The organism is Streptomyces sp. NBC_00370 (assembly GCF_036084755.1).
Lineage (GTDB): Bacteria > Actinomycetota > Actinomycetes > Streptomycetales > Streptomycetaceae > Streptomyces.
In genome coordinates this window covers 232,931-255,748 of record NZ_CP107968.1, presented here as the reverse complement: position 1 = coordinate 255,748, position 22,818 = coordinate 232,931, and the positions used below count along the sequence as shown (strand labels likewise).

General features: G+C 70.5%; 22 protein-coding genes. 10 read left to right on the top strand and 12 right to left on the bottom strand.

Annotated elements, in window-relative coordinates:
* Positions 1–23 precede the first annotated feature (23 nt).
* Genes OHS57_RS01165 through OHS57_RS01155 form a run of 3 tightly spaced genes read left to right on the top strand, consistent with a single transcriptional unit; the run spans position 24 to position 4,211 of the window.
* Positions 24–671 (top strand): flavoprotein, encoded by a 648-nt coding sequence (locus OHS57_RS01165; RefSeq protein WP_052457480.1) that lies wholly within the window; start codon positions 24–26, stop codon positions 669–671.
* Positions 649–2,403 carry an ABC transporter ATP-binding protein gene (locus OHS57_RS01160; RefSeq protein WP_328580618.1) on the top strand — a complete coding sequence of 585 codons (1,755 nt, stop codon included), beginning with the start codon at positions 649–651 and terminating at the stop codon, positions 2,401–2,403. Before OHS57_RS01165 ends, OHS57_RS01160 begins: the two co-directional genes overlap by 23 nt.
* On the top strand, positions 2,385–4,211 hold the full coding sequence (locus tag OHS57_RS01155) for an ABC transporter ATP-binding protein (protein WP_328580617.1): 1,827 nt from the start codon (positions 2,385–2,387) through the stop codon (positions 4,209–4,211). Before OHS57_RS01160 ends, OHS57_RS01155 begins: the two co-directional genes overlap by 19 nt.
* A 38-nt stretch (positions 4,212–4,249) precedes the next feature.
* Here the strand turns inward: OHS57_RS01155 and OHS57_RS01150 are convergent, their stop codons facing one another.
* From OHS57_RS01150 to lanKC, 3 genes are all read right to left on the bottom strand, one after another.
* A complete protein-coding gene (locus OHS57_RS01150) occupies positions 4,250–6,625 on the bottom strand; it encodes a helix-turn-helix transcriptional regulator (RefSeq protein ID WP_328580616.1) in 2,376 nt (791 codons plus the stop codon).
* Positions 6,626–6,716: 91 nt separating this feature from the next.
* Positions 6,717–6,842: a SapB/AmfS family lanthipeptide gene (locus tag OHS57_RS01145; protein WP_107070269.1), complete on the bottom strand. Its 126-nt coding sequence runs from the start codon at positions 6,840–6,842 to the stop codon at positions 6,717–6,719.
* 75 nt (positions 6,843–6,917) lie between these two features.
* Positions 6,918–9,518: a class III lanthionine synthetase LanKC gene (gene lanKC / locus OHS57_RS01140; protein ID WP_328580615.1), complete on the bottom strand. Its 2,601-nt coding sequence runs from the start codon at positions 9,516–9,518 to the stop codon at positions 6,918–6,920.
* Between the two features lie 147 nt (positions 9,519–9,665).
* Between lanKC and OHS57_RS01135 the strand changes: the two genes are divergently transcribed.
* From OHS57_RS01135 to OHS57_RS01115, 5 genes are all read left to right on the top strand, one after another.
* Positions 9,666–9,818: a hypothetical protein gene (locus OHS57_RS01135; protein ID WP_157874499.1), complete on the top strand. Its 153-nt coding sequence runs from the start codon at positions 9,666–9,668 to the stop codon at positions 9,816–9,818.
* A gap of 126 nt (positions 9,819–9,944) precedes the next feature.
* A complete protein-coding gene (locus tag OHS57_RS01130) occupies positions 9,945–10,376 on the top strand; it encodes a helix-turn-helix domain-containing protein (RefSeq protein ID WP_041999801.1) in 432 nt (143 codons plus the stop codon).
* A 62-nt stretch (positions 10,377–10,438) separates the two neighbouring features.
* Positions 10,439–10,921, top strand: coding sequence for a hypothetical protein (locus tag OHS57_RS01125; protein WP_063779742.1), 483 nt, complete (start codon positions 10,439–10,441; stop codon positions 10,919–10,921).
* A 22-nt stretch (positions 10,922–10,943) separates the two neighbouring features.
* Complete coding sequence (locus OHS57_RS01120) at positions 10,944–12,131, top strand: MAB_1171c family putative transporter (protein ID WP_328580614.1); 1,188 nt, start codon at positions 10,944–10,946, stop codon at positions 12,129–12,131.
* Between the two features lie 59 nt (positions 12,132–12,190).
* The gene (locus OHS57_RS01115; protein ID WP_328580613.1) at positions 12,191–12,412 is read left to right on the top strand and encodes a hypothetical protein; all 222 of its coding nucleotides are present in this window, start codon (positions 12,191–12,193) and stop codon (positions 12,410–12,412) included.
* A 203-nt stretch (positions 12,413–12,615) separates the two neighbouring features.
* Here OHS57_RS01115 and OHS57_RS01110 read toward each other — a convergent pair whose 3' ends face one another.
* From OHS57_RS01110 to OHS57_RS01080, 8 genes are all read right to left on the bottom strand, one after another.
* Entirely contained in the window at positions 12,616–12,918 is a 303-nt protein-coding gene (locus OHS57_RS01110; RefSeq protein ID WP_328580612.1) for a hypothetical protein, read from the bottom strand.
* A gap of 124 nt (positions 12,919–13,042) precedes the next feature.
* Positions 13,043–13,348: an SH3 domain-containing protein gene (locus OHS57_RS37745; RefSeq protein ID WP_443043039.1), complete on the bottom strand. Its 306-nt coding sequence runs from the start codon at positions 13,346–13,348 to the stop codon at positions 13,043–13,045.
* 328 nt (positions 13,349–13,676) lie between these two features.
* Entirely contained in the window at positions 13,677–14,699 is a 1,023-nt protein-coding gene (locus OHS57_RS01105) for a LysR family transcriptional regulator (RefSeq protein ID WP_328580611.1), read from the bottom strand.
* Between the two features lie 132 nt (positions 14,700–14,831).
* Positions 14,832–15,830, bottom strand: a complete 999-nt coding sequence (locus OHS57_RS01100) for a LysR family transcriptional regulator (protein ID WP_328580610.1) — start codon at positions 15,828–15,830, stop codon at positions 14,832–14,834.
* 171 nt (positions 15,831–16,001) lie between these two features.
* A complete protein-coding gene (locus OHS57_RS01095) occupies positions 16,002–16,724 on the bottom strand; it encodes a hypothetical protein (protein ID WP_157874500.1) in 723 nt (240 codons plus the stop codon).
* Between the two features lie 142 nt (positions 16,725–16,866).
* Complete coding sequence (locus OHS57_RS37740; protein ID WP_443042822.1) at positions 16,867–17,415, bottom strand: transposase; 549 nt, start codon at positions 17,413–17,415, stop codon at positions 16,867–16,869.
* Positions 17,416–17,449: 34 nt separating this feature from the next.
* Positions 17,450–17,740, bottom strand: a complete 291-nt coding sequence (locus OHS57_RS01085) for a hypothetical protein (RefSeq protein WP_328580609.1) — start codon at positions 17,738–17,740, stop codon at positions 17,450–17,452.
* 98 nt (positions 17,741–17,838) lie between these two features.
* Complete coding sequence (locus OHS57_RS01080) at positions 17,839–19,431, bottom strand: alpha-1,2-mannosidase (RefSeq protein ID WP_328580608.1); 1,593 nt, start codon at positions 19,429–19,431, stop codon at positions 17,839–17,841.
* Between the two features lie 349 nt (positions 19,432–19,780).
* Between OHS57_RS01080 and OHS57_RS01075 the strand changes: the two genes are divergently transcribed.
* Together OHS57_RS01075 and OHS57_RS01070 are read left to right on the top strand one after the other, a co-directional pair.
* Complete coding sequence (locus tag OHS57_RS01075; RefSeq protein ID WP_328580607.1) at positions 19,781–20,767, top strand: phosphotransferase family protein; 987 nt, start codon at positions 19,781–19,783, stop codon at positions 20,765–20,767.
* Entirely contained in the window at positions 20,764–22,125 is a 1,362-nt protein-coding gene (locus OHS57_RS01070; RefSeq protein WP_328580606.1) for an MATE family efflux transporter, read from the top strand. Before OHS57_RS01075 ends, OHS57_RS01070 begins: the two co-directional genes overlap by 4 nt.
* Here OHS57_RS01070 and OHS57_RS01065 read toward each other — a convergent pair.
* Positions 22,103–22,726, bottom strand: coding sequence for a TetR/AcrR family transcriptional regulator (locus OHS57_RS01065; protein WP_328580605.1), 624 nt, complete (start codon positions 22,724–22,726; stop codon positions 22,103–22,105). The genes OHS57_RS01070 and OHS57_RS01065 overlap by 23 nt on opposite strands.
* Between the last annotated feature and the right edge of the window lie 92 nt (positions 22,727–22,818).

Here is a 22,818-nt window from a genome sequence, read left to right as displayed (position 1 = left end):
CCGGAGAAGAGCGGAGAGCAACGGTGACAACCGACCCCACGCCACAGCTGCGCGGCGCACGACGCGACGGGCTGCCACCGCTCGTCCTGCCACGTGGGCATCTGTTGTTCGTCGCGGCCGGCGGCATCTCCGTCACCGCCCTGCCCGAGTGGGTCATGCTGGCGCGGACGCGGTACGGCTGGTCGGTGCGAGTGTGCCTGACCCACTCCGCGGCGTCCCTGGTGTCCCGTCAGGCGCTGGCCGCTGTCGCCCAGTCGCCGGTCGAAGGTCCCGACTGGGACACCTCGCAGGGCGTGGTGCCGCACAAGGAACTCGCCGAGTGGGCCGACCTGGTCATCGTGGCTCCCGCGACCACCAACTTCATCGCCAAGTGCGCTGCGGGGATGACCGACAGCCTGGCCCTGACGACGGTCATCTGCACATCCGCACCCACCTTCTTCGCCCCCGCGATCCCCGAAGGCGCCCTGGCCCGTCCGTCGGTTCGCCGCAACCTGGAACTGCTGGAGCAGGACGGTCATCATGTCGTCCCGATGGCACCCGCGGTCTCCGCACATGACGGCACCCCGGTCTCCGCCGGCATGCCCTCCCTGCTGAGTACGTTGCGGTACGCCGCACGCATGCTGTCCGCGCGCACCGGGGAGGCGAGCGGTGACCACCCTCGAACGGCGTGACTCCGCCACCCATGGCGGGCGCCTGCTCAAGGACGTCGCACACGACACGCGGCGGCCGTTGACGCTGCTCGTGCTGGTGATGGTCACCCGCGTCGGGATCTCGATCGCCGTCCCGGCGCTGCTCTCCGCGGCCGTCAACGCGGTGCTCGACGGTGACAGCGCAGGGCACGGGAGCCGGGCGCTCCTGTGGGGCGCCGCCGTCGCCGCCATCGCGCTGTGCGACGCGGTGATGGGCCCGCTGGGAGCCGCCGGAACGGGGCGTGGAACGCGCCTGCTGCGCGGAAGGATCATCAGGCAACTGCTCGCGCTCCAGCCACGTTCGCCGCTTTCCCCGGGTGAGGCGGTCACCCAGATCACCCAGGCCGCACCGCAGGCCGGCGCGCTGCCCGCGGCGGCTGCGCAGTCCGCGGTCTCACTGGCGGGGGCGCTCGCGGGCTTCGGCGCCCTCTGGGCGATCGACCTGCGGACCGCGGCTGCCTTCACCCTGGGCGTGCCCCTGTCGGTGCTGATAGCCCGGCGGTTCGTCGGCCGGGTGACCGAGGCGCAGAGCGCCTATCTGGGTGCGCAGGCGGACCTCGCGACCCGGCTGCTCGGCGCGCTGACCGGGGCGAGGACGATCCGGGCCTCGGGAACACTGGCCACGGAGACCGAACGCGTCCTGGCCCCGTTGGGTGCCGTGTCGGCCGCCGGACACGCGATGTGGCGGCTGCAGAAGTCGACGGTCTGGCAGTTCGGGCTACTGGTGTCGCTCACCGAGGCACTGGCACTCGCCGTGGCGGGACTCGGCGTCGCCCAGGGCCGGTTGTCCCCGGGAGAGCTCCTGGCCGTGGCCGGCTACGTCAAACTCGCCATCGGCGCACTCCAGCAGGTGGACGCCCTGCTGTCGCTCGCGCAGGCCCGCGCGGCCGCCGGCCGGATCGCCGGCGCCCTCGCCCATCCCCTGCCCGCCGCCGGCCCGGTCACCGGCACGACGGGGCCGGGGTCCGTCCTGCTGAAGGACGTCACCGTCCGCTCCGCCGGCGGTTCCTTGGTCCTCGACCGGGCACACCTGGCCCTGCCCGCAGGCCGGTCGATGGCCCTGGTCGGCAGGACCGGCGCGGGCAAGAGCGTGCTGGCGGGGCTGCTCGGCCGGCTGGGCGACCCCGACGAGGGAGAAGTCGTACTCGACGGCGTACCCGTGCGGGACCTGACCTTCGACGAACTGCGGAACGCCGTGACGTACGCCTTCGAGCGCCCGGCGCTGATCGGGGAGAGCGTCCATGACGTGATCGCCTACGGCAGACCGGATGTGAGCCGCCGGGCGGTGGAGCAGGCCGCGAGGGCGGCGCGGGCCGACGGCTTCATCCGCAGGCTGCCCGCCGGCTACGACACGCCGTCGGCCCACGCGCCCCTGTCCGGCGGGGAACGACAGCGGCTCGGACTGGCGCGGGCGCTGGTCAGGCCCGCCCGGGTGTACGTACTCGACGACGCGACCTCCGGGCTCGACACGGTCACCGAGGCCGAGGTGAGTGAGGCGGTGACCGGCGCGCTGTCCGGGCGGACCCGGCTCGTCGTGGCGCACCGCGTCACCACGGCCGCACGCTGTGACGCCGTCGCCTGGCTGCACGAGGGACGGATCCGCGCGGTGGGACCGCACCGCGAGTTGTGGCACCACCCGGACTACCGCGCGGTCTTCGCGGCCGACGCTGATCCGGCGACCGAGCGGGAGGTGCCGTGGCCTTCACCGGTGTGAGCACGAGACTGCGCGCGACGGCGCTCCGCAGCCCCGCGGCACAGCTGTTGGCGCAGTCACTGCGCGGTTCCGGCCGCCCCCTGCGGCGTATCGCCTGCTGGTCGGTGCTGGAGGCAGGCCCTGCCCTGGGGTCGGGCTGGTCGCTCGCCGCAGCGCTGGACCGGGGGTTCCTCGCGGGTGAACCCGCCGAGGGGCTGATGTGGATCGGGCTTCTCGCCCTGTTGTACGTCGCCAGGGCCGTGGCTGAGCGCGCGCTCTTCGACCCGCTGGCCGCCTGTATCGAGCCGATGCGGGACGCGCTGGTGACCACCGTGGTCGGCGCGACACTCCGCCAGGCCGTCCGGGACGGCAGTGGCGCGGACGCGGCCGGTGTGTCGCGGATGACCAGCCAGGTCGACACGGTGCGGCTGGTTGTGGGCGCGCTGATGCGGACAGCCCGTCCGCTCGCGGTCACCCTGGTCGCCACCCTCATCGGTCTTGCCGCGCTCGCCCCGGTGCTCGCCGCCGTGGTCGTACTGCCACTCGTCGCCGCGCTCGTCGCCTTCCTCGCCTCCATGAGGGCGGTCAGCCGGCGCAGGAGAACGGCGGTCATCGCCGAGGAGGACGTGGCAGCGTCCACCGGGGCCGTGCTGGCCGCCGGCCGGGACATCGCTGCCATCGGCGCGACGGAGTTCGCCTGCGCGAGCGCCGAGCGCAGCGTCCGGGCCAGCGCCCAGGCGTCCGTCGCGGTTGCCTGGGCAGCCGCAGCGCGCGTTCCCATCGTCCTGCTCGGTGGCCAACTCCCGCTGTTTTTGCTCCTGTTGGTGGGCCCGGCATTGGTCACCGGCGGGACGGCCAGCGCCGGTGAGGTGGTCGGAGCGACGCTGTACGTCAGCAGCAGCCTGGTGCCCGCTCTTCAGATGCTGACCGGCACGGTGGCCGGACTGTGGAGCCAACTCCATGTCGTACTGGAACGGCTGGCCGCCGTGACGGAACCGTCCGGCGACCCGTCGCCGGACCAGGTACGCGCGGACGCGCCGACGGGCCACGCCGCGCGGGTCGAGAATCTGACGTTCGCCTACGGGCCGCACGCCGAACCGGTTCTGAAGGACGTGCGGCTGACCATCGCGGAGGGAGACCACCTCGTCGTGGTCGGAGCGAGCGGTGTCGGCAAGTCGACCCTGGCCGGGCTGCTCGCCGGTCTGGAACGGCCGTCCGGGGGCGAGGTGCTGATCGGAGGGCGGCGGGTCGACAACCTCCCCGAGACCGAGCGCCCGGGTGTTGTCGCGCTGCTGCCGCAGGAGGCGTACGTCTTCCGCGGCACCCTCCGCGACAACCTCCGCTATCTCGCCCCCGAAGCGGATACGGCGGCTGTTGACGCCGCAGCACTCGCGGTGGGGCTCGGGCCCGTGGTGGACCGGCTCGGCGGCTACGACGTGCTGCTGGACGATCCGGCGGCCTCGCTGTCCAGTGGCGAACGGCAACTCGTCGCAGCCGCGCGTACCTATCTGTCGAGCGCGCCCGTTGTCCTGCTCGACGAGGCCACCTGCCACCTCGACATGGCGAGTGAGGCAGTGGTGGAGGCGGCCTTCGCCGCCAGGCCCGGCACGCTCGTCGTCGTCGCCCACCGCCTCGCGTCGGCCCTGCGCGGGCGACGCGTACTGCTGCTCGACGGCACCCGCGTGGTCTGCGGCACGCACGCCGAACTGCTGGGCACGGAGCCCGGCTATGCCGCGCTCGTGGGCCACTGGGACGGCACTGCGCCGCACGTTCCGCGCCCGCGCCCCGTACTCGCCACCGTGCCGGACCCGGCAGAGCGGCCGGAGTGAGGGCTGGAGTGGGCGGCCCGAGCAGAGCGGGACAGCGATCAACCGCGGGGCGCGGAACGTAGAGCGGGGTCGGAAGGACCCCGGCTGTCGGACAGCGCCAAGGCCGGTCGCGCCGTTGCGAACGTGGCCACCAGTGCCGCCCGCGACCGGGTGCCCGTCTTACGGAAGACGCGGGTGAGATGGGCTTCGACGGTCTTGACGGAGACGAACAGGGCGCCCGCGATGTCCCGGTTGGACAGGCCGCGGCAGACCATGCGCAGGATCTGGCGCTCGCGCTGCGAGAGACCGGTCTCCGAGGCGTCCTCGCCGTCCGTGTCACCTGACACGCGCGGATGACGGGCGCCGATCGCACGCTGGACGTCGACGGCCAGGTGCCGTAGGTACTGCGAACCGCACTGCTCGGCGCGGCGCTTCGTGAGTCCGGTGTGGAAGGCGGCCTCCGACAGGCGGTCCGTGCTGATCAGCCGTCGGGCCAGCAGCAGGCGGACACGGCATTCCAGCAGCAGGGACCCGTCGTGCGCGTGCTGTTCGACCACGTCCGTCAGCAACGGGATCGCGTCCCGATCGGGGGCGAGCGCCGCTTCGGCCAGGAGCACGGCGGCACGGTCGGCGGGGAGCCGCGAGGCATCAGCGGCGGCGCGAGCCGTCGACGCCCACCTTCGCGCGGCTGTGAGGTGGCCGGCAGCTGTCGCGGCGCGGGACGCGAGGGACCACCAGCGGGCCGGTCGTGTCGTGGGGGCGGTCGGCACGGGGGCGTCGGCGGTGGCGGACAGCATGAGCTGCAGGCTCTCCTCCGGTCGCCCCGCTTCGAGATGGAGCGTTGCCAGCAGGGCCGTGGCCGAGTGCCGGATCCCGTCGGGAAGGTCGCTCCGGTACGGCAGGTCACGTACCAGTGGCTCAGCCGCCTCGTGGCCCGACGCCCACAGCACGACCCAGCCGCGTACCAGCTGTGCCTGGTGGGCGAGTTCGGCACAGTCCAGCAGGCGGGCTGTCTCCTCCGCCTCGGCCGCCGATGCCGACGCGGTGGCGAGTCTGCCGAGCGCGGCCTCGGCCCAGGCGTGGCCGAGCAGCAACGGGGGCAGGTCGGCGGTGCGTCCGCCGAAGCGGGCGCACCGCAGTGCCCGGGACAGCAGGTGAGAGGCGCTTGTGTGACGGCCCGTCAAGTTCTGTGCCAGGCCGAGCCGGACGGCCGCGTCCAGGACGTCCTGCAAGGCTGAGTCGGCGAGCAGGTCGGCCTTTCGGGTGGCGTCAGCGACCGCGTCCTCCCGGTCGGTACTGTCGCAGGAGAGGACCGTACCCAGTGCCCAGGTCGCCGCCGTGGTCATGCGCCGGACCATGTCGCCGGTGGTGGGACCGGCCGAGAGGGCGGCGAACTGGGCGCGTACGGCGGGCAGGTCGCCGGTGGCCGCGCTCAGCGCCGCCGAGCGCAGTCGCAGGGTGTCGGTCACGGAGGGGCACACCGTCGTCCGGCTGCTGGTGGGCGTTCCGGCGCCGGACAATTCGGTGTCGAGCAGTGCGCGTGCCTCGCGGTGCCGGCCGAGGCTGTCCTCCATGCGCGCGTACATGGCGACGAGCCGGCCGCGTCCGGCCGGGGGCAGGCCGGGCGAAGCCAGCACCAGAGGTATCAGGCGCTGTACTTCGGCCCGCCGGCCGGACCGTGACGCGGCGACGCACAACAGGATCCGGGTACGCAGGACCGCGGCTGCGCCGTCCTCGTCGGCGGGCTGGATCCGCAGCGCGGCGCGGAGCCAGTCGGCTGCGTCGTCGGGCTGCGTGTCCAGGATCTGGCGGGCGGCGCCGCACAGCAGATTCGCCGCCTCGGTGTCGCCTGGAGGTGCGCATCGGGCGAGGTGGGCTGCCTGCTGGGGGAGCGGGGCGCCGATCCGGGCGAGAGCGTGGGCCGCCGCCGCGTGGACGGTGATGCGACGGCCGGGCGGGACGCGCGTGTAGGTCAGTACGCGGGTCAGCGGGTGGCGGAAGCGGAAGAGCGGTGTCCCTGACTCGTCCTCGCGTACGATGCCCAGTGCGACGAGTTCGTCGAGGACGGCGAGAGTGTGGCGGAGCGGCCAGCCGCTGACCGCGGTCAGCAGGGTGGGGGAGAACGGGGCGCCCAGCACAGCGGCGTACTGGGTGGCGGCGGTCTGCTCCGGTGTCAGTGCGGCGGATTCCCGCAGCCACCGGGAGCCGGCGGCGGGTACCGGAGCCGGTGAACACAGGCCGGTGCGGGCCAGTTCACGCAGGGCGGCGTCCGGCAGGGCGGACAGGGCCGCCGCCCACTCCGGTTCTCCCGCGCCGAGTTCACGGAGCAACGACCGGCGAGCGGGTCCGGCGGGGCCGTGGGCGAGCGGATGTGTCACGATGCTGCGGGCGCCGGGCCGTGCGTCATGAACGTCGTCCGGACAGCGGAGTGTCATGGTCCCTCTCAGGGCGGGGGCGGCGAAGCCGGCGGCGGCTCACCCGTCCTGGGGTGGCCGCCGCCGTGGCCCGGCCGGGCCGGTGAGCGTGTTAGCAGACGACGACGCTGACGTTGCTGTCACACGCGAACGTGCTGAAGTCGCTCGCGATGATCACGCCGTTCTCGTCCACGGTGTGTTCGGTCTCCAGCTCCTGGAGGTTGAGTACCTGCTGCATGGTGAACTCCTCTGGTGTGTGCGGTGGGACGAACCCGGTCGCCCTTGTGACGGCCGGGAGTGATGGGGGGTCGGGTCAGGCTCGGGAGGCTGCGACGGCGTCCACGGTGAACAGCGGATCGGGCGCAGGGGAGAGGACTTCGTCGAGGGCGAGCAGTACACCGGCGCTTCCGCTCCACAGGTCCGCGCTCATCCGCAGCATCTGGTCGCCGAGGAAGCGCACACCGGTGGGATGCGGCACGGCGTGGGCGAACAGCCCGGCCGCCGCGTCGATCGCGAGACGCCGGCTCTCCTGGGACCCGGTCAGCTCGGCGTGCTCGGCGAGCGTGAGCGCGAGTCCGGAGAGCCCCTGGCACAGGCCGCTCATACCGGTGTAGTTGGTGGTGAGCGCCTTCAACAGGCGTGGTGTCGCCCCGGCCAGCCGCTCGTCGTCCGTGTCCCGCAGGTAGCGGGTCGCGACGTGCAGCACACCGGCGGAGCCGCAGTACAGATACGGCATGCGGCGCACATCGGTGGTGGAGACGGGGAACGACATGTGGGCGGCTGTCGGGTCGCACTCCCGGTCCAACTCGGCGTGCAGCAGCGGCAGGCCCTGGTCGAGGTAGCTCTTGTCGCCGGTGACAGCGGCCAGTTGCTGGAGCATGAGCGCCACACCCGTCCTGCCGTGCCAGAGTCCGGTGGCGTCGTCGGGCCCCAGCCGAGGTGTCAGCGTGTGCGGTGCCCCGGACATGCCGTCGGCCAGTTCGGCCGCCCGTTCCAGGTGGCGTGCGTCGCCGGTGTGCCCGTACAGCGCGAGACGGGCGAGAGCGACGCCCGCCCCGCCACCGGCGAGAGTGACGTCCGTCCTGGTCAGCGAGTGGCTGTCGGCCGTGTCGAGCAGATCGACGGCCTCCTGTGTGTGTCCGCAGTCGGCGAGCACCCACGCGATGCCGGCGAGTCCGGTCTGCAGCCCGGGGCCGAGGGCGTCAGCGGTACGCAGCGTGTCCGTGCGCAGCCGTTCGAGGACGGTGTCGGGCAGCGCCCTGCCCGACCTGCGCAGGGCATGCACCACGCCGGCCGTGCCGTAGGCCAGACACAGGGTGTTGGCCAGATGGCCCTCGGGGACGGTGGGGAACACCCGGCGCGGATGCCCGGGATCGGCCATCGCGATCAGAGCGTCGGCGACGCGGTCGCGCAGCGCTGCGAGGCTCTCCTCGGGGGCGTCGACGACGCGCTCCGGTGAGGGAAGGGCGAGCGGTCCGCCGGCCGGGGTGTGGCCCCCGGCGTCGGTACCGTCGTGGTGAAAGCGCGTGGCGCGCTGCCACAGGGCCGGCGGGATGTCGCATCCGCGCAGCTTCAGACCGTGGCGTATGTAGCTGAGGGCGGCCGGAGCACGCTGGACCACCTGGTGCAGCGGGCACAGCATCAACAGGGCCAAGGCGCTGAGCCCGTAGGCGTCGTAGACGGCAGGGTCGTCGCCCACGAGGGCGGCCGGCGGGGTGTATCCGGGGGTGCCGGAGGCGACGAACGGGGTGCCGATGCGGTGCGCGGATTCGAAGTCGATCAGCCGGACCTCGTCGTCGTCCGAGACCAGCAGGTTGCCGGGGCTGACATCGACGAAGAGATAACCGGCGCGGTGCAGCCGGTCCATGACCTCGTCGGTGCGTTCCAGGATCGCCTCACAGCGGCGGTAGTAGTCGGCGAATTCGGCGGCGTCCGCGTCGCGGCGGATCAGTGGGTTGTGCGTCACCGTCCAGCCGTTCAGCGACTCACCCTCGACGAACTCGGTGACCAGGAAGTCGTGTTCCCACTCGGAGAAGTGCGCCAGCGGCTCCGGCGCGAGGCCCGGGACGGCGGCGTGCAGTGCCCGCAGCGTCTCCCACTCGGCGCGCAGCCGCTGTTGTGCGTTGGCGCCGCCGGCGCCGATACCGGTGTGCGCCCTGGCCTCCTTGATGAAGACCTTCCGTCCGGTGGCCTCATGACGGCCGCGGTAGGCGCCGCCGCCGTTGCTGTGGCGCAACGCGGCCTCGAAGGTGTAGCCGCCGAAACTGGTCCCGCCCGCCAGTGGAGGGGTTTCCTCCAGGAAGGGGTCCTCGACGCCGGCGGGCAGGTGGAACGACACCCCGCGTCTGTCCTCGACCAGCCGCCCGGCGCCGTCGGGAACCAGCAGCATCGGTGTGCCGTCGGCGCGCACCTGCTGCTGGCGCAGAAAGGATCCGTACCGGTAGTGCACCGTGCGGGAGGTGCCGAACCGCCGGTCGCTGAGGATGTAGGGACCCTCCTCGTCCGCCAGTGCCTCGCTGAGGGACTCCATCAGTCGGCGGGCGGCGTGGGGGTCCGCGGGATAGGCGGCGCAGAATTTGCCGCTCTGCGGGCGGGACGCGTGCTTCTGGTGGGTCCAGCCGTAGAAGAGGCGGGTGGACAGGTGCTTGAAGGCGACGTCCTGGTCGCAGCAGATGCCGGCCACCACGTCCAGGACGTGCTCAAGGCGCCCTGGCCGCGCGGAGACATGGACCTTCCAGCCGGCCGGCACGACCGTGAGGTCGTCGTGCCGCCACATGGTCCAGATTCCCGACGGGGTGCCGTGCCAGCCCGCTCGTACGGAGGTGGGACGCAGTTCCCCGCCGTCCGGTGGGGTGGCGTCCAGAGGTTCGTAGAAGTCGGGGTCCGCGACGGTGAAGGTGTAGGGGGTCCGCATCTGCCCTCTTCCTGAGGCGAGTCGGCTGGTGCGCCACCACGATGGCCCATGACGGAGAACTCGTCAACTGAAGTGAATGACGGACCTTATTGGGTACATGTAGGCTGCCGACGCTCGTTCACCCATCCCCGCTGTCCGGAGGACACCATGCCCCCAGTACTGCAGCTCCAGACCATGAGCGCGGCCGACGACTCAGCCGGCCTGCTGCCCCCCACGATCACCACGAGCGACAGCTCGCTCAGCGTGATCTTCTGCGACTCGAACACCACCTGGGCCGCGCCTGAGGACATGGGCGCCTGATCGGACCGGTCTCTCTTCAAGGGCGCAGGGGATGCTGGATCCCTGCGCCCTACCGGCACAGCTAGAATGAATGGAGGCGAAGCGGCAGGGCGCTTCCGCTGTCGATGACCGGAGCGGAGGTGCGGCGTGCCAGAGGCCGAGGCGGCGCAGCCGCGCACGCTTGCCGGGAAGATCGACGCGCTCTTCCGCGTCGTACGCCGTCCCAACCGCGAGTCCTACAGCCACGAAGAAGTGGCCAAGGCCTGCCGCGAGGCCACGGGCGAAAGCTTCTCGGCGACGTATCTGTGGCAGCTGCGGACCGGTCGGCGCGACAATCCGACCAAGCGTCACCTCGAAGCGCTCGCCCAGTTCTTCGAGGTACCGGTCACCTACTTCTTCGACGACGCCCAGGCGTCCGCCATCGCGGAGGAGCTCGAACTCCTCGGCGCCCTGCGGGACGCGAACGTGCGGAGCATGGCGCTGCGCGCGGTGAACCTGTCACCCGAAGCGGTCGGAACCATCAGCGACATGATCGACGTGATAGCGCGCAGGGAGCGGGGCGGAGGCTCTCCGCCGTGACGGCCGACCGCTCCGGGACGGGGCGCGTCCGACGGGACATGTGGGGAGACTGCCGCCGCCGCGTGGACCGCCTGCGCCTGCCCGATCCCTTCGACGCCGCCACGTTCGTCCGCGCCGTCGGGGCGCAACGCGGTCGAGCGGTCGAACTCTTACCCGTCCACGCGCGGCCGGACCTCCCGTGCGGACTCCTGCTCACCACGGCAGCCGCCGACTACGTGATGTACGCGGCCGACACCACCCCGTTCCACCAACAGCACATCCTCCTGCACGAGGCGGCGCACCTGCTCTGCGGTCACCAGGACGGAGCCTCCATGCACGCCGCCGCGCAGATACTGCTGCCGGGCCTCTCCCCGGCGCTCGTACAGCGGGTCCTCGGCCGCACCGTCTACAGCGAACCGCAGGAAGCCGAAGCCGAGTTGGTGGCCTCGCTGATTCTCTCCCGCGTCAGCTCCCACCCACCGCGCGCACGGCACACAGGCGCACAGCCCGACGTCGCCCCGCTGTTCGCGCTTCCGGACCAGCCGGGGAGTGGGCAGGCCCGGTGAGCCGGAGACGGGAGAAGCACCGGTGATCGACCTGGCGGTCTACGTCGCTGCGGGCATCTTCCTGTGCTTCGCCGTTCACCGGATCGCCGTGGCCAGGACCGGCCGAATTCAACGCTGCATGTGGGGTTTCGCCCTCTGCCTGGGAGTCTCACTGCTGCTGAACGCGCCGGACAATCGGCCGGCGCCCGGCCAGGCGGCGCACCTCGTCGTCCTGACCCACGCATTGAAACTGGCGGCCCTGACCTGCCTCGGGCTCATCGCCATGACACTCGACCGCCCCTCCGCCGGACGGCCGTCCTGGGCCCGGCAGTTGGGAGCGGGGCTCGCGGCCCAGGTGGTGTCCGCCGTGCTGTTCGCGTCCGCCCATGTCGTGGTGGCCCAGGAGTCTGTACTCGTCCGGCCCTCGCGCTCCTGGGCGTTCGCGCTGTACGGCGCACTCTTCGCGGTGTACGGCTGGCTGTGCCTGGTCCCGCTGGTACGAGCCCTCGCCCGGCACGCGCGCCGAGCGGAGCCCGGCGCCATCAGGACCGGACTGTGGCTGATGACGCTCGCCTCAGGCGCGGGTGTGCTGTGGACCTCATGGGCGCTGGCGGACGCCCACGACGTCCTGCGCCACGGTCAAGTCGGCCTCGGCGAGGACCTGATGTCGACACTGCTCGGCATCACCGTGGCACTCCTCGGCGTCGGCGGCGCATCCGCGGCCTTCCGGCCGGACATCCTCCGCGCCCCTGCCCGCTGGTTCCGGGCGCGGCGCGCCTTCCACGCCCTGGAACCACTCTGGGCAGCTCTGCACGCCGAACTCCCCGACATCGCGCTCCCCTCTGCGGCGACCGAGCGCCGCAGCCACCTGCCGTGGCCCGGCACCTTCGACCTGTACCGCCGCGTGATCGAGATCCGTGACGCCTACCTCTCCCTGCGCCCCTACAGCCAGCCGGAGACCCTTGACCGGCCCCCAGCCGCAGCGCAGCCGACCGACGCCGCCGATCCCCACCACGCGGCGGCCCTCGAAGCGGCTGCCATCGCGGCAGCGCTGGAGAACCGCCGCCTCAACCGCCGCCACGACACAGATCCCGGCACCATCCACCCGGCGCCGCACGCGCCGAGAACACTGGACGACGAGGCCGACTGGCTGGTCCAGGTGGCCCGGGCCTTCGCCGGCTCACCCGAGGTCAACCGGATCCGCAGCCGAGTCCCCGCCGACGGCGGGTAGCGTTTCGGGGGCGATCAAGACGACGCGGACGCCATGAAGTCGGCTCCGTCAGCCGGGACATGCTCGACTTTTCTCTTTCCGCAGCCCTGCCGACCTTGGTCGTCGCGGTCGTCGTCTTCTCCGCTCTGGCCGTCGCGGGCATCACGCCCTGGACCGTCGAGCTGGCCGTGGTTCTGGCCGTTCCCCTGCAGACGCTGGTGACGTTCATCCGCCTCGGCCGCCCTGGCGGTTCGTCTCCCTCCGAGCGATCGGCGCGCGGTCTGTGTCTGTTGCTGCGGTGAACTCGGCACCGGGCGGGCCGTGCCGTGGCCCTGCTCGCGCCATACTGCGAGTAGGGCCACGGGCCCCGGAAGCCGTTCGCCTGGAGGTCGTCATGACGAACAGCAGGCGCCGAGTCGCCTCGTAGCCACGCGGGCGCGGGCATCATGCCCCCCGTTCACGATGCCGGCGCCCGCTTTGTGGGGTCCTCTGGCCGGCAGGAGGGTCAGCCCACGTAGAGCTGCCACTTCCCGGAGCCGTCGAAGTAGTCGCAGCTATATGTCGAGTATCCGCCGTAGATCACCAACGATGTGCCGACGGCGCCGCACTCCCACTGGCTGTCGTAGTCGCCGGCCCACTGCCAGTTGACAGCCGTGGAGGCGGGTGCCGCTACCACCGCAGAGGTCCGGTAGGGCTCCGGGTTCCCGGACGGGCGGGCCTGCGCCGAACTGATCCCGGCGCCGGCCATCACGAGTGCACCTGTGGCGACAATGCCGATCATGGATCGACGGACAAGGTTGCGTCTCATGTTTTCCAGCTTTCTTCTGTTTCGGTCCGTGCGTGAGTTCAGGCCGGCCCAGCAGGGCACGGTCGGACAGTGCACCCCTTTTGGTCGGAATTTACCGCTGGGCAAGGGGGCGCTATGCGTCACTTCAGCAGTGGTCCAAGTACAGGATTCCGTAGTCCCCGACCAAACTGGATGACGACCAACCACTCACCCCGGTCGTGTTGTCCCTGAGCTGGACCCACAAGTCACCAGAGGATCCAGTCCAGCAATAGCTCGTCACGGAATGGCCCCGATACCCGTACCCGACAATTCCGTACCCGGTGCCGGGTCCCGTCCGGATGCGCACGCCGTCGCCGGAGAATGTGGTCTGCTCCGCCGGGGCCGGGTTCGCTGCCTGTCCGGTTCTTTCGCTCGCGACGGCCGCCCCTTCTGCGAGCGGAATGAGCAGCATGCTCACACCGACGCCGATGGCGGCGGCCCCGTGCCGAATCTTCCTCAGCATTCTTCGCTCCTTGTTCGGCTGATTGACCGATGGACGGATACGAGACGTTCCGGAAACCGCACCCCGCGTTTTCCGGAAGCTCATGGAGGGATCGTTTTCCTCGCTCGCATACGCCCTCGACACGAATAATGCCATCGCCCTCCCCGTTGCGCGCCGGGCCAACGATTCCTTGTCGCACGCGATCGATAACCAGAAATGTATGACTCGGCAAGTACTGGTGGATGAGTACTTTTCGCGGGGGGTACGGCAAAGCGTGGTGCGACGCCAGACGGTTGGTTCAGCCAGTGCGGCGACAGTGCTTGAACTTCGTCATCGCTTTCGCGAAAGCGCCGATGACGGCGTTGTGCGCGGTACTCAGCCATACGGGCACGATGACCATGGGAGGCATGTCACGAATGGGCACCACGGTGAGACCGGGGAACGGCGACCGTTCGAGTAGCGACGTCACGGTGCAGTGCAGGCCCTGGCCTCGGGCGACGAGGGTGAGGACGTCGTCGACCAGGACGTTGTCCCGGGCCGTCAGTTTCGTCATGTCGTCCACGGTGTGCCTGATCGGGCGTCCCGATGGAGTGAAGCGGGGGGTCCACAGATCACGGAACGTGGGTTCCATGTCGGTGGGTGGCTTGAGTAATTCCTGGTCGGCCAGGTCCTCCAGACTGACTGTTGTGTGACGGGCCAGCGGGTGACGTGAGGGGACGAGCAGGCCTCGCGGCACTTCGGCGACGACCGGTCCCACGGTCAGCTCCGGTCCCTGCCTGGCCTGGGCCTGGCCGTCGCCGCCCGGCGACCAGACCAGCACCACGTCGGCCTGTAGATCGCGGAGCGCGTCCTCGGGCGTCATGCCCTGGTGCAGTGAGACGGCGTTGAGGGTGACGATGCACTCGGCGCGCTCGCTTTCGAAGGCGGCCGCCACCCGGGTGGCGAAGTCGCCGCCTATGGAAGGGGTGTAGGCGAGGCGTAGCTCCTCCCCGCGATCACGGGCACAGGACTCGGCGCGACGCCGCAGCCGGGCCATGGCGGTGACGACCTCCCACGCTTCGGGGACCAGATCCCGGCCGGCTGGTGAGAGGACCACTTTGCGGCTGGCACGATCGACCAGGCTGAGCCCGAGTCGCTGCTCCAGCGCCCTGATCTGCTGGCTGAACGCGGGCTGTGTCATGGCCGTTCGGGCTGCCGCGCGCGCGAAGTGCAGTTCGTCGGCCAACACGAGGAAGAGCCGCAGTTGATGGAGGCTGGGCTCGCGACGAGCGCCGGGACCGGTGATGGGGGAGGGGCCATCCCGTTCCGCGGGTCGCGTCATAGGTCCGAGACTATCGATTCGACGGCGAAGGGCGGCGGCTGTTGCGCGGGCGGGTCGTGCGACGCCGAGAGGTCCGAGGCAACAGCGACGATCCTGAGAGCCCCCTGCCGCGGGCGTGAGCGAGCACCGGCGTCAGAGCTCGACAGCCGCCTTAGCGGTCGAACCGTCCTCGCCCCGGAGCACCGTGGCAGCCGCCCGTCGGACGGCCGCGACGGTCGGGCGAGCGCGCGAGGCGGGGGTCCATGCGAGGGCCGAGCTGCACGGTGACAGGTCCGCCACATCGACGTAACTGATGCCGGGCCGTGGGAAGAAGGTGCGTGCGGCGGCCGGAAGAAAGGCCATGGCACCTCCGTCGGCGACGGCGTTCAGGAGCGCTTCCATGTCCGCGACAACCGGGCCGTACGTGACCCGGGAGCCGTCCGGCCGGGGGTTTACCGCCCACCAGTCCCACCAGACGCGTGAAACCTGCGGCGGGACGTTCACCACTGTTCTGCCTGACAGCTCGGCGATACTGATCGTCGTCCGGCCCGCGAGCGAGTCGGTCGTGGGCAGGCAGGCGATGCGTGGCTCACTGGTGAGGTGCACGATCTGAATACCTGGCGGGACCGGCGGCCGGAGGAAGACCACGTCCACCTGACCGTCCAGCAACTGGTTGACGTGATCGACGAAGTTCAGGTTGCGGATCTCCACGGTGATCCGCGGGTGCCGCGCACGCAGTTCGGCCAGGATCGCCCTCGTACGTGGCATCGACGCCTCCGCCCCGATCGCCCCGACCACCAGCCGCCCGGCAGGCTCTCGTTCGCGGGTGTCGGCGACGAGCCGTAACTGGTCCATGGCCCGCACCGCGGCTTTAGCCTCGGGTAACAGTGCTCGGCAACTGGCCGTCATCTCCACCCGGCGACTGGTGCGATGGAACAGGGTCAGTCCCAAGTGCGCCTCCAGCGAGCGAAGTTGTCGGCTCAGCGCAGGCTGCGACATGAAGAGTCGGGCCGCGGCACGGCCGAAGTGCAGTTCGTCGGAGAGCACCAGCAACAGACGTAGCTGGTGAATGGTCGGTTCATTGTGAACCGGTGCGGGATCGCCGGGTGCCCGGCCGTCCGGTCGCTCGTCTGGGGGCCATACGTCGCTCATGCCCCGGAGTGTAGGGATCGGATCGGGGCGGCCCTTTCACCTCCGTGGCCCCAGGCCGGCACTCAGGCTTAGGCCCTGGCTGGAGGCGTGGCGGAATACGTTGCTGGCCGGACGCCTTGCAAAAGGGCCGCAGGTCGTCGTCGCTCGACCGTGCGGCCCGGTGGGCCGCTGCTAGCCCTCAAGGCCGAGGCCGTGCGGCGCCGGGCCGAAGAGCATCTCGCCCATCAACCCGGTGGTGTTGATGGTGACTTTGCCGCTGACGTCCGGGTAGGCGACGCGCTGGGCCCGGCGGTCGTGGGCGACGTAGTACACGTCGGGGCTGACACTCTGATTGCCCTCTTCGGCCCGGAACCAGTGCCCGGCCGCCAGTGCCATCGTCTCGACTGCCGTCAGTACCCCCATGCCGCTGACCACATGCAGGATCAGTCTGTGCCACGACGGTACGGCGACCATCACGCCGTACCGGGACGGGGAGCCGTGCACCTGGCTGACCAGCCAGTCCAGTACGGCTACCCGGGAGGCGACGAAGGGGTCGTCGCCCGAGAGGGTCACCAACTCGGTGTCCTCGCGGGCCGCGTCGCAGGCCTCGCGCACCACCCGCAACCCGTGGAGGTTCTCCACGTTGCGCATCGCCCGTCCCCACACCGCCTCGGCGCCGCCCAGTTCGCTCATCGACGACACAGGCACGAAGTCGAGTCGGCCTCCGGCCAACAGGGCGGTCCCCATGACCAGCCCGGGCAGGGCCAGGGGAGCGCCTTCGGCGACGCCAGGTGGAAGCCGGTCGGGTGGCATGACGAACGGCCTTAGCGACGAGGCCAGTTCACCGGGAGCGAAGGCCAACTCCCGCTGCTCGCCCGGCTCAGGATCCTTGCCCTTATTGCCGAATAATCCCATGAATCGAAGCGTAGCCAATGGGGGCGGGAACAGCGCCAATATCGCAAGGTCCGGTCGTCCGAAGCGGGCCACGTCTGAAGGCTTCGACGGCGTTCGGCGTCGGCTGCTTCCCTTGCCCGGAATCAGTCGTGCGGGTCCGAGGTCAGGACAGTTCGAGCAGACGGGTTCCCGAACGGAGGATGGCCAGAACGACGGCGCCAGCGGCCCGACGGCGTAGTGCTCGGCCTTCATGCTGTGCACTGATGCCGCCCCACCCGCTGCCGCAGGCCGGACGGTCCACCGCGTGGCCACCGCGGCGGCAGCGGCGACCAGACTTGTCAGCGAAGCCGGGTGCGTCACCGGCCTGTGCGGCGGTGAGGTGGAAGGCCAGGGGCTGGCGGCTGCCGTCGGCTGCGAGGTGGACCTTCGTGGTCAGCCCGCCGCGCGACCGGCCGATGGTGGCCGTCACGCTTGCCAGCCGGCGCCCCCTTTTGCGGGCTCCGGCAGCGTGCTGCTGGGCTCGCACGATCGTGGAGTCCACTGAGACAGCCCAGGTCGGCTCCTCGTTGGCGTCCGCCTGGGCCAGCAGCGCGGTGAAACCTCGCCCCCAGGTGCCGTCAGCGGACCGCATCCGCAGCCGGTTGCGGACGCCCGGCCAGTTGCCGGGCTTCTCCGGCAACTGCACCCACTGCTGCGCGTCAGCCAACGGCACCCGGACAAACGAGTAGACGCCCCGGAGGGAGCGACTACGCGCAGCCGGTGCCATCGGCCTTGCCGGCGGTTGTCCACCAGGACATCAGTCGGGCAGCCATCGCTTCCGGCTCTGATGGCAGAGGGGTAAGCCCGAAGTGATCCTCCAGCTCGTGCCACAGGAACTCGCTGATCTCTGTCTGGCCGACACCACCCCGGAGCCGCCGGAGAAGAGGGGTAAGCATGCAGTCGTACTCGTCCTGCACCTCGTCAGCGACGCCGATCGGATCCCCATCGTTGAGGAGATGCCGCAGGCCGTTCTCCGTGATGTCGGTTCCAGATCGCATCCCTCCAGGGTGCCACCCGGGAACCACCGCCATCCCTCACCTTCACCTTGATCCAAACGAAACCGCCTGGCTGAACGAGAACGCATTCCAGCTGACGACTACCCGTTGCGGAGGTGCTCCGTGAGGCGGGTCAGGAGGCGGGCCGCTTCTTCCAGGTTCTGGGCCGTGGTGGAGAAGTCCGCGGCGAGCAGTTGCTCCTCCTCCGCGTCGTTCCCCTGCTCCGTCGCGAGGACGGGGGCCGGGACGCTCGTTCCGCGGTACCCCACCGGTTCCGTGCCGGCGTGCTGCCGGTAGCCGACGAAGTCGGAGACGCCGGGCTGCGCGGGTGTGCCGCCCCCGTCGAAGCCGAAGAACTGCACGCGGGACAGCTGGGTCTCATCTCCCCCGGAGTTGGCGGTGATGCGCAGCCGGTAGTGCCGGTAACCCGACGAGTTGAAGAACGAGAACTCCCTGGTGTCGAAGCGCCGGTTGAACCTCTCGTTCTCCCGTGCGTCCAGCCGTGCCCAGGTGCTGCCGTCGTGGGAGCCCTCCAGGTGCCAGTCCGACGGGTCGCGCTCCTGGCAGTCGTTGGCGGAGGTCAGGCTGTAGGCCGTGACCACGGCAGGGCTCGTGAAGGTGAACTCGAGGTCCGCGGAGTCCTCGTGAGCCAGCCACTTGTCGCTCGCCTTGCGCAGGAGGTTGGCCGCGACCTCGCCCCACTCCGTGAACTCCTCGCTGGCCTCCACCTTGGACACCATCTTGGTGACGTCCTGGCGCTCGCCGGTCGCCGACGGGGCGGACGTTCCCGTGACGGCTGTCCGCAGGGTGAGCGAGGTCGCGTCGCCCTTGCGGTCGCTCCACGTCACTCGCTCCACCGCCGTACCGCCGTCGTCGAGCAGGAGGCACAGCCGGCCGATGGGCCGCCACACGCCATCGTGCTCCTCCTCGGTCGCGAAGTACCGTCCGGGGACGCCGGTGCGGGCGTCCCCGGCGGTCCGGCGCTCGGTGAGCGTGCCCCGCAGTTCGCCGATGGTGCCGTCACCGGCCCGGAAATGGCCGTGGAAGCCGGACAGGTCGCTGCGGAACGCGACGGCCGACTCCGCGCCGTCGGTCGTACGCCACGACAGGCGGGTCGCGGATTCCGCGGATTCGCCCTCGCCCCCGTCGAGGTGGAACACCAGGCTCGGCCCCGGCTGCCAGGTGGGCGCATCGAGGGTGCGCCGCTCGGTGGCGAAGGTGCGGACCGACCGTGCACCCGTCCTCGCCGCGAGGACACGCTCCGCGCGACCGGCGTCCTCGGCAGGGTCCAGCGTGATCGTGCGCACCCGGAGCAGGTTGTCGCCCCCGTCGTCGGCCTCGGAACCGGCATTGCCTATGCGCAGGACGTTCACGCCCGGCTGGAGGACCTTGCCCGGCACGTTCAGCACAAACTCCCGCACGCCGCCCGGGTCGCCGTCGTCGGGCAGCACGAAGCCTGCCGTCACCGTCTCGTCGTTCAGTACGACGTCCACGGGGACGGCCGCGCCGAGCACCATGATCCGCAACTCGGTCTCCGCGTTGTCCTCCGCGTCGTCCACCGAGAACTCGACCGTGAGGTGGCCCCCGGCCGCCACCGCGACGTAGGACGAAGCGATCACACACCGCTGGTGGCGGACCACGGCGTTCAACAACTCGGCGGGGCGGACGGCGAAATCGACGCGTACAGGATCCATCTGCGCTTCTCCTCATGGGTGTTGGACAGGTTGTCCGTGCCCGACGGGCCGGGCAGCTGTTCTAGACGCTAGCGGTCCCCACTGACAACGAAGCTTGACTCCTGTCACAGACGCACCACGAACACCCTTGTTATGTACGGCAGTTCATGACATGCCGGGCTCGCGCCCCCAGGCAGCCGTTGCGGTCGCCCGGCAGCCGTCGGCGGAGAACCAGACCAGGCGGGTGTCGGCGTCAACGTGCCTATCCACTGGCGCCAAATTTCTAACACGTGGTAAGTATTTGTGGACGCCTACCGAACGCCATGCGGCCTCGCAGGGACGCCACCGACCTTTGACGAAGGGAACGTGTGTGCAGAGCATCACCAAGAACAGGCAGTCTCCCGAGGTGCTGCGCACCATGATCGAGCGCGCCTACGGAGCGGCGCAGGTCCCGACAGGGGACGGCTGGGTGACCGAGCTGGGGCATGGCTGGTTCAACGTCGCCTACCGCATCCGCCTGCGCGACGGCGCCGAGATCGTCCTGAAGATCGCTCCGCCGCCCGCAGTGGAGGTGATGACCTACGAGCAAGGCGCCATGGCGATCGAACTGACCACGCTGGACCTCCTGAGCACACGGACCGCCGTGCCCGTCCCCGCCGTCGACTTCGCCGACCAGAGCCGCGAACTGTGCGACGCCGACTACTTCTTCATGCCGTACGTCGACGCCGACAACCTCGGCATCATCGCCGAGACGCTCCCCACGGCCGAGCGAGATGCCTTGATGGAACAACTCGGCGTGCTCAACCGGGAGATCAACTCCGTCCCCGGTCAGCACTTCGGCCCGCTGGCCGGCCCCGGCCATGCCACCTGGCGCAAGGCGTTCACCACGATGATCGAGAACGTACTCGTCGACGGCGAGCGTCGTGGCGTCGACATCGGCTGGGAGTACGACACCGTGCGCGCCGTCGTGGCCGCACACGCCGACAGCCTCGACGAGGTCACCGAACCCCGCTTGGTGGAGTGGGACCTGTGGGACAGCAACGTCATGGTCCGCGACGGCAAGATCGTCTGCGTCATCGACCACGAACGCGCCTTCTACGGTGACCCGTTGATCGAGGCCGGCTTCACCGGTACCCAGATGGCCGCCTTCGGCGACGCGGCACCCTTCATGCACGGCTACGGTCACGACGAGCTGACCGACACCGAGCAGACACGCCGCCGCCTGTACTGCCTCTACCTGCTACTGATCATGGTCATCGAGACCGTGTACCGCGGGCACAGCGACCCCCAGCAGTACGACTGGGCGCGACCCCGCCTCGACGAAGCCATGGCTCTGCTCGGCCGCACCCGCCAGTGACGTCCGCACCGGGGCCGGCCGTCGCGGACCACACGACCCGGCTCGGCACCGACCCGGTGGGCCGGCTGCTGTGGCGCTCCTGCACCCAGACCACCGCCGCGGTCGGCGTGTACGGCATCTACGCTCTTACCAACGCCTGGTTCGTCGCCCGCGGGGTGGGCGACACCGCCATGGCCGCAGTCAATCTGGCCGCCCCGCTCCTGCTGCTCCTCGGCGCGGTGTCCACCACTGTCGGCGCGGGGGGCGCCTCCCTGGTCTCCCGCGCCCTGGGCATGGGAGACCACCGGGCCGCCGCCCGTGCGGCGGGCAACTCCTTCGCCCTGTTCTGGGCCTGCGCCGCCGCCACCACCGTACTCGGACTGGTCTTCCTGGATCCGCTGCTCACCCTGCTCGGGGCCACCGGCGAACTGGGCGCAACCGCCCGCCCCTACGCCGTGGTGCTCCTGTGCGGGGCCCTGGTATCCACCGGCTTCTCCAGCCTGGTGCGAGCCGAAGGCCGCATGGGGTTCTCCACCCTGCTGTGGCTCGTGCCCGTCGCTGTACAGATCACCCTGGACCCGGTGCTCATCTTCGGATTCGACATGGGTGTACGGGGCGCCGCGCTCGGTACCGTCGGCGGTGGGGCCGTGTCCGCGGCAATGAGCCTGTGGTTCTTCTTCGTCCAGACGCGCCGTCCTTACCGCGTCGGCCTGCGGGACCTGCTGCCCCACGGCCCGACACTGCGAGCCCTGCTCGGGGTAGGCCTGCCCTCGTTCCTGGCGGGCACCGGTGTCACGCTCCTGGCCGTTCTCGTCAACGCCACCCTCGCGGCCGCCGGGTCGGCCACTGCGCTCGCGGCCTACGCCGTCTGCGCCCGCCTGCAGACCTTCGTGCTGATGCCGCACAGCGGCATCAGCCAGGGACTGCAGCCGATCGTCGGCTACAACATCGGCCGCGGCCTGCCCGGCCGCGCAGTCGAAGCCCGCAACTACTCCCTCCTCGCCTCCGGGCTGTACGGACTGTTCACCGCCGCTGCCCTCGCCGCGCTGGCCAAACCCCTGGCCGGTGTGTTTCTCAACGACGCCGGCACCATCACCACCGCCGGACAGGCACTGCCGGTCATCGCGATCGGGATGACCGTCGCCGGAATCGGCCCGCTGGTAGCGGCTTACGCCCAGTCGCTGGGCCGCCCGGCGCCCGCGTACCTCATCTCCATCGGCACCCTGCTCCTGATCAAGGTTCCCCTGGTTGCGGCCCTCGGCCGACTGGGTACCGCAGGTGTCTGGACCGCTCTGGCCGCCGGCGAAGTGGCCACCGCAGCGGTCGCCCTCGTGTTGCTGCGGCGGCTGCACGGAGCTACGACGTCGAAGTTTCCTTGAGGAGTTGGTCCAGGTGGGAACGCAGCACCGCTGCCATGTCCACTTCCTCCGGGCTCGTCAGCCACTGCACCTGCAACCCGTCCATCAGCGCAACGAATCCGGCCGCCGCTACCCGGGGATCGACTCCCTCCCGCAACGCCCCCTGCTCCGACAGCTGACGCAATGCGCGGTGCACGTACTCCCGCGTGGTCCGGTAGTGATCCGTGAAGTACTGATGGGCGGGATGATCCTCGGAGAACGCCTCCGCCGCGAGGCGCACATACAACTCCACTATCCCCGGATGCCGGGCATTGTGACCGGCCAGATCGATCAGATGCTGCACCGCCGCCGTGGGGGAGTACTCCTTCGGTCCGAGCCGCGCGGTGTCCTCCTCGTCGCGACGCTCCAGCACGGCCGCCAACAGCGCTTCACGGCTGGGGAAGTAGTAGTGGAGGCCCACGTGACTGATGCCGGCACGCTTGGCGATATCCCGCAGTGAGGCGCCGTGATAGCCCACGTCCGCGTACACCTCAACAGCCGTCGTGACGATTTGCTCACGGCGCGCCCGCCCCTTCGCATAACCACGCGAAGACGCAGGCACCTTGACTTCCGCATCAGACATGCCCCCCATCATCGCAGCGGCAGTGATCGGAAGGCATTCAGCAGGTGCTCGGTGCTCTACGGGGCGACTCGCACCGTCGTCCTTGGCGCATC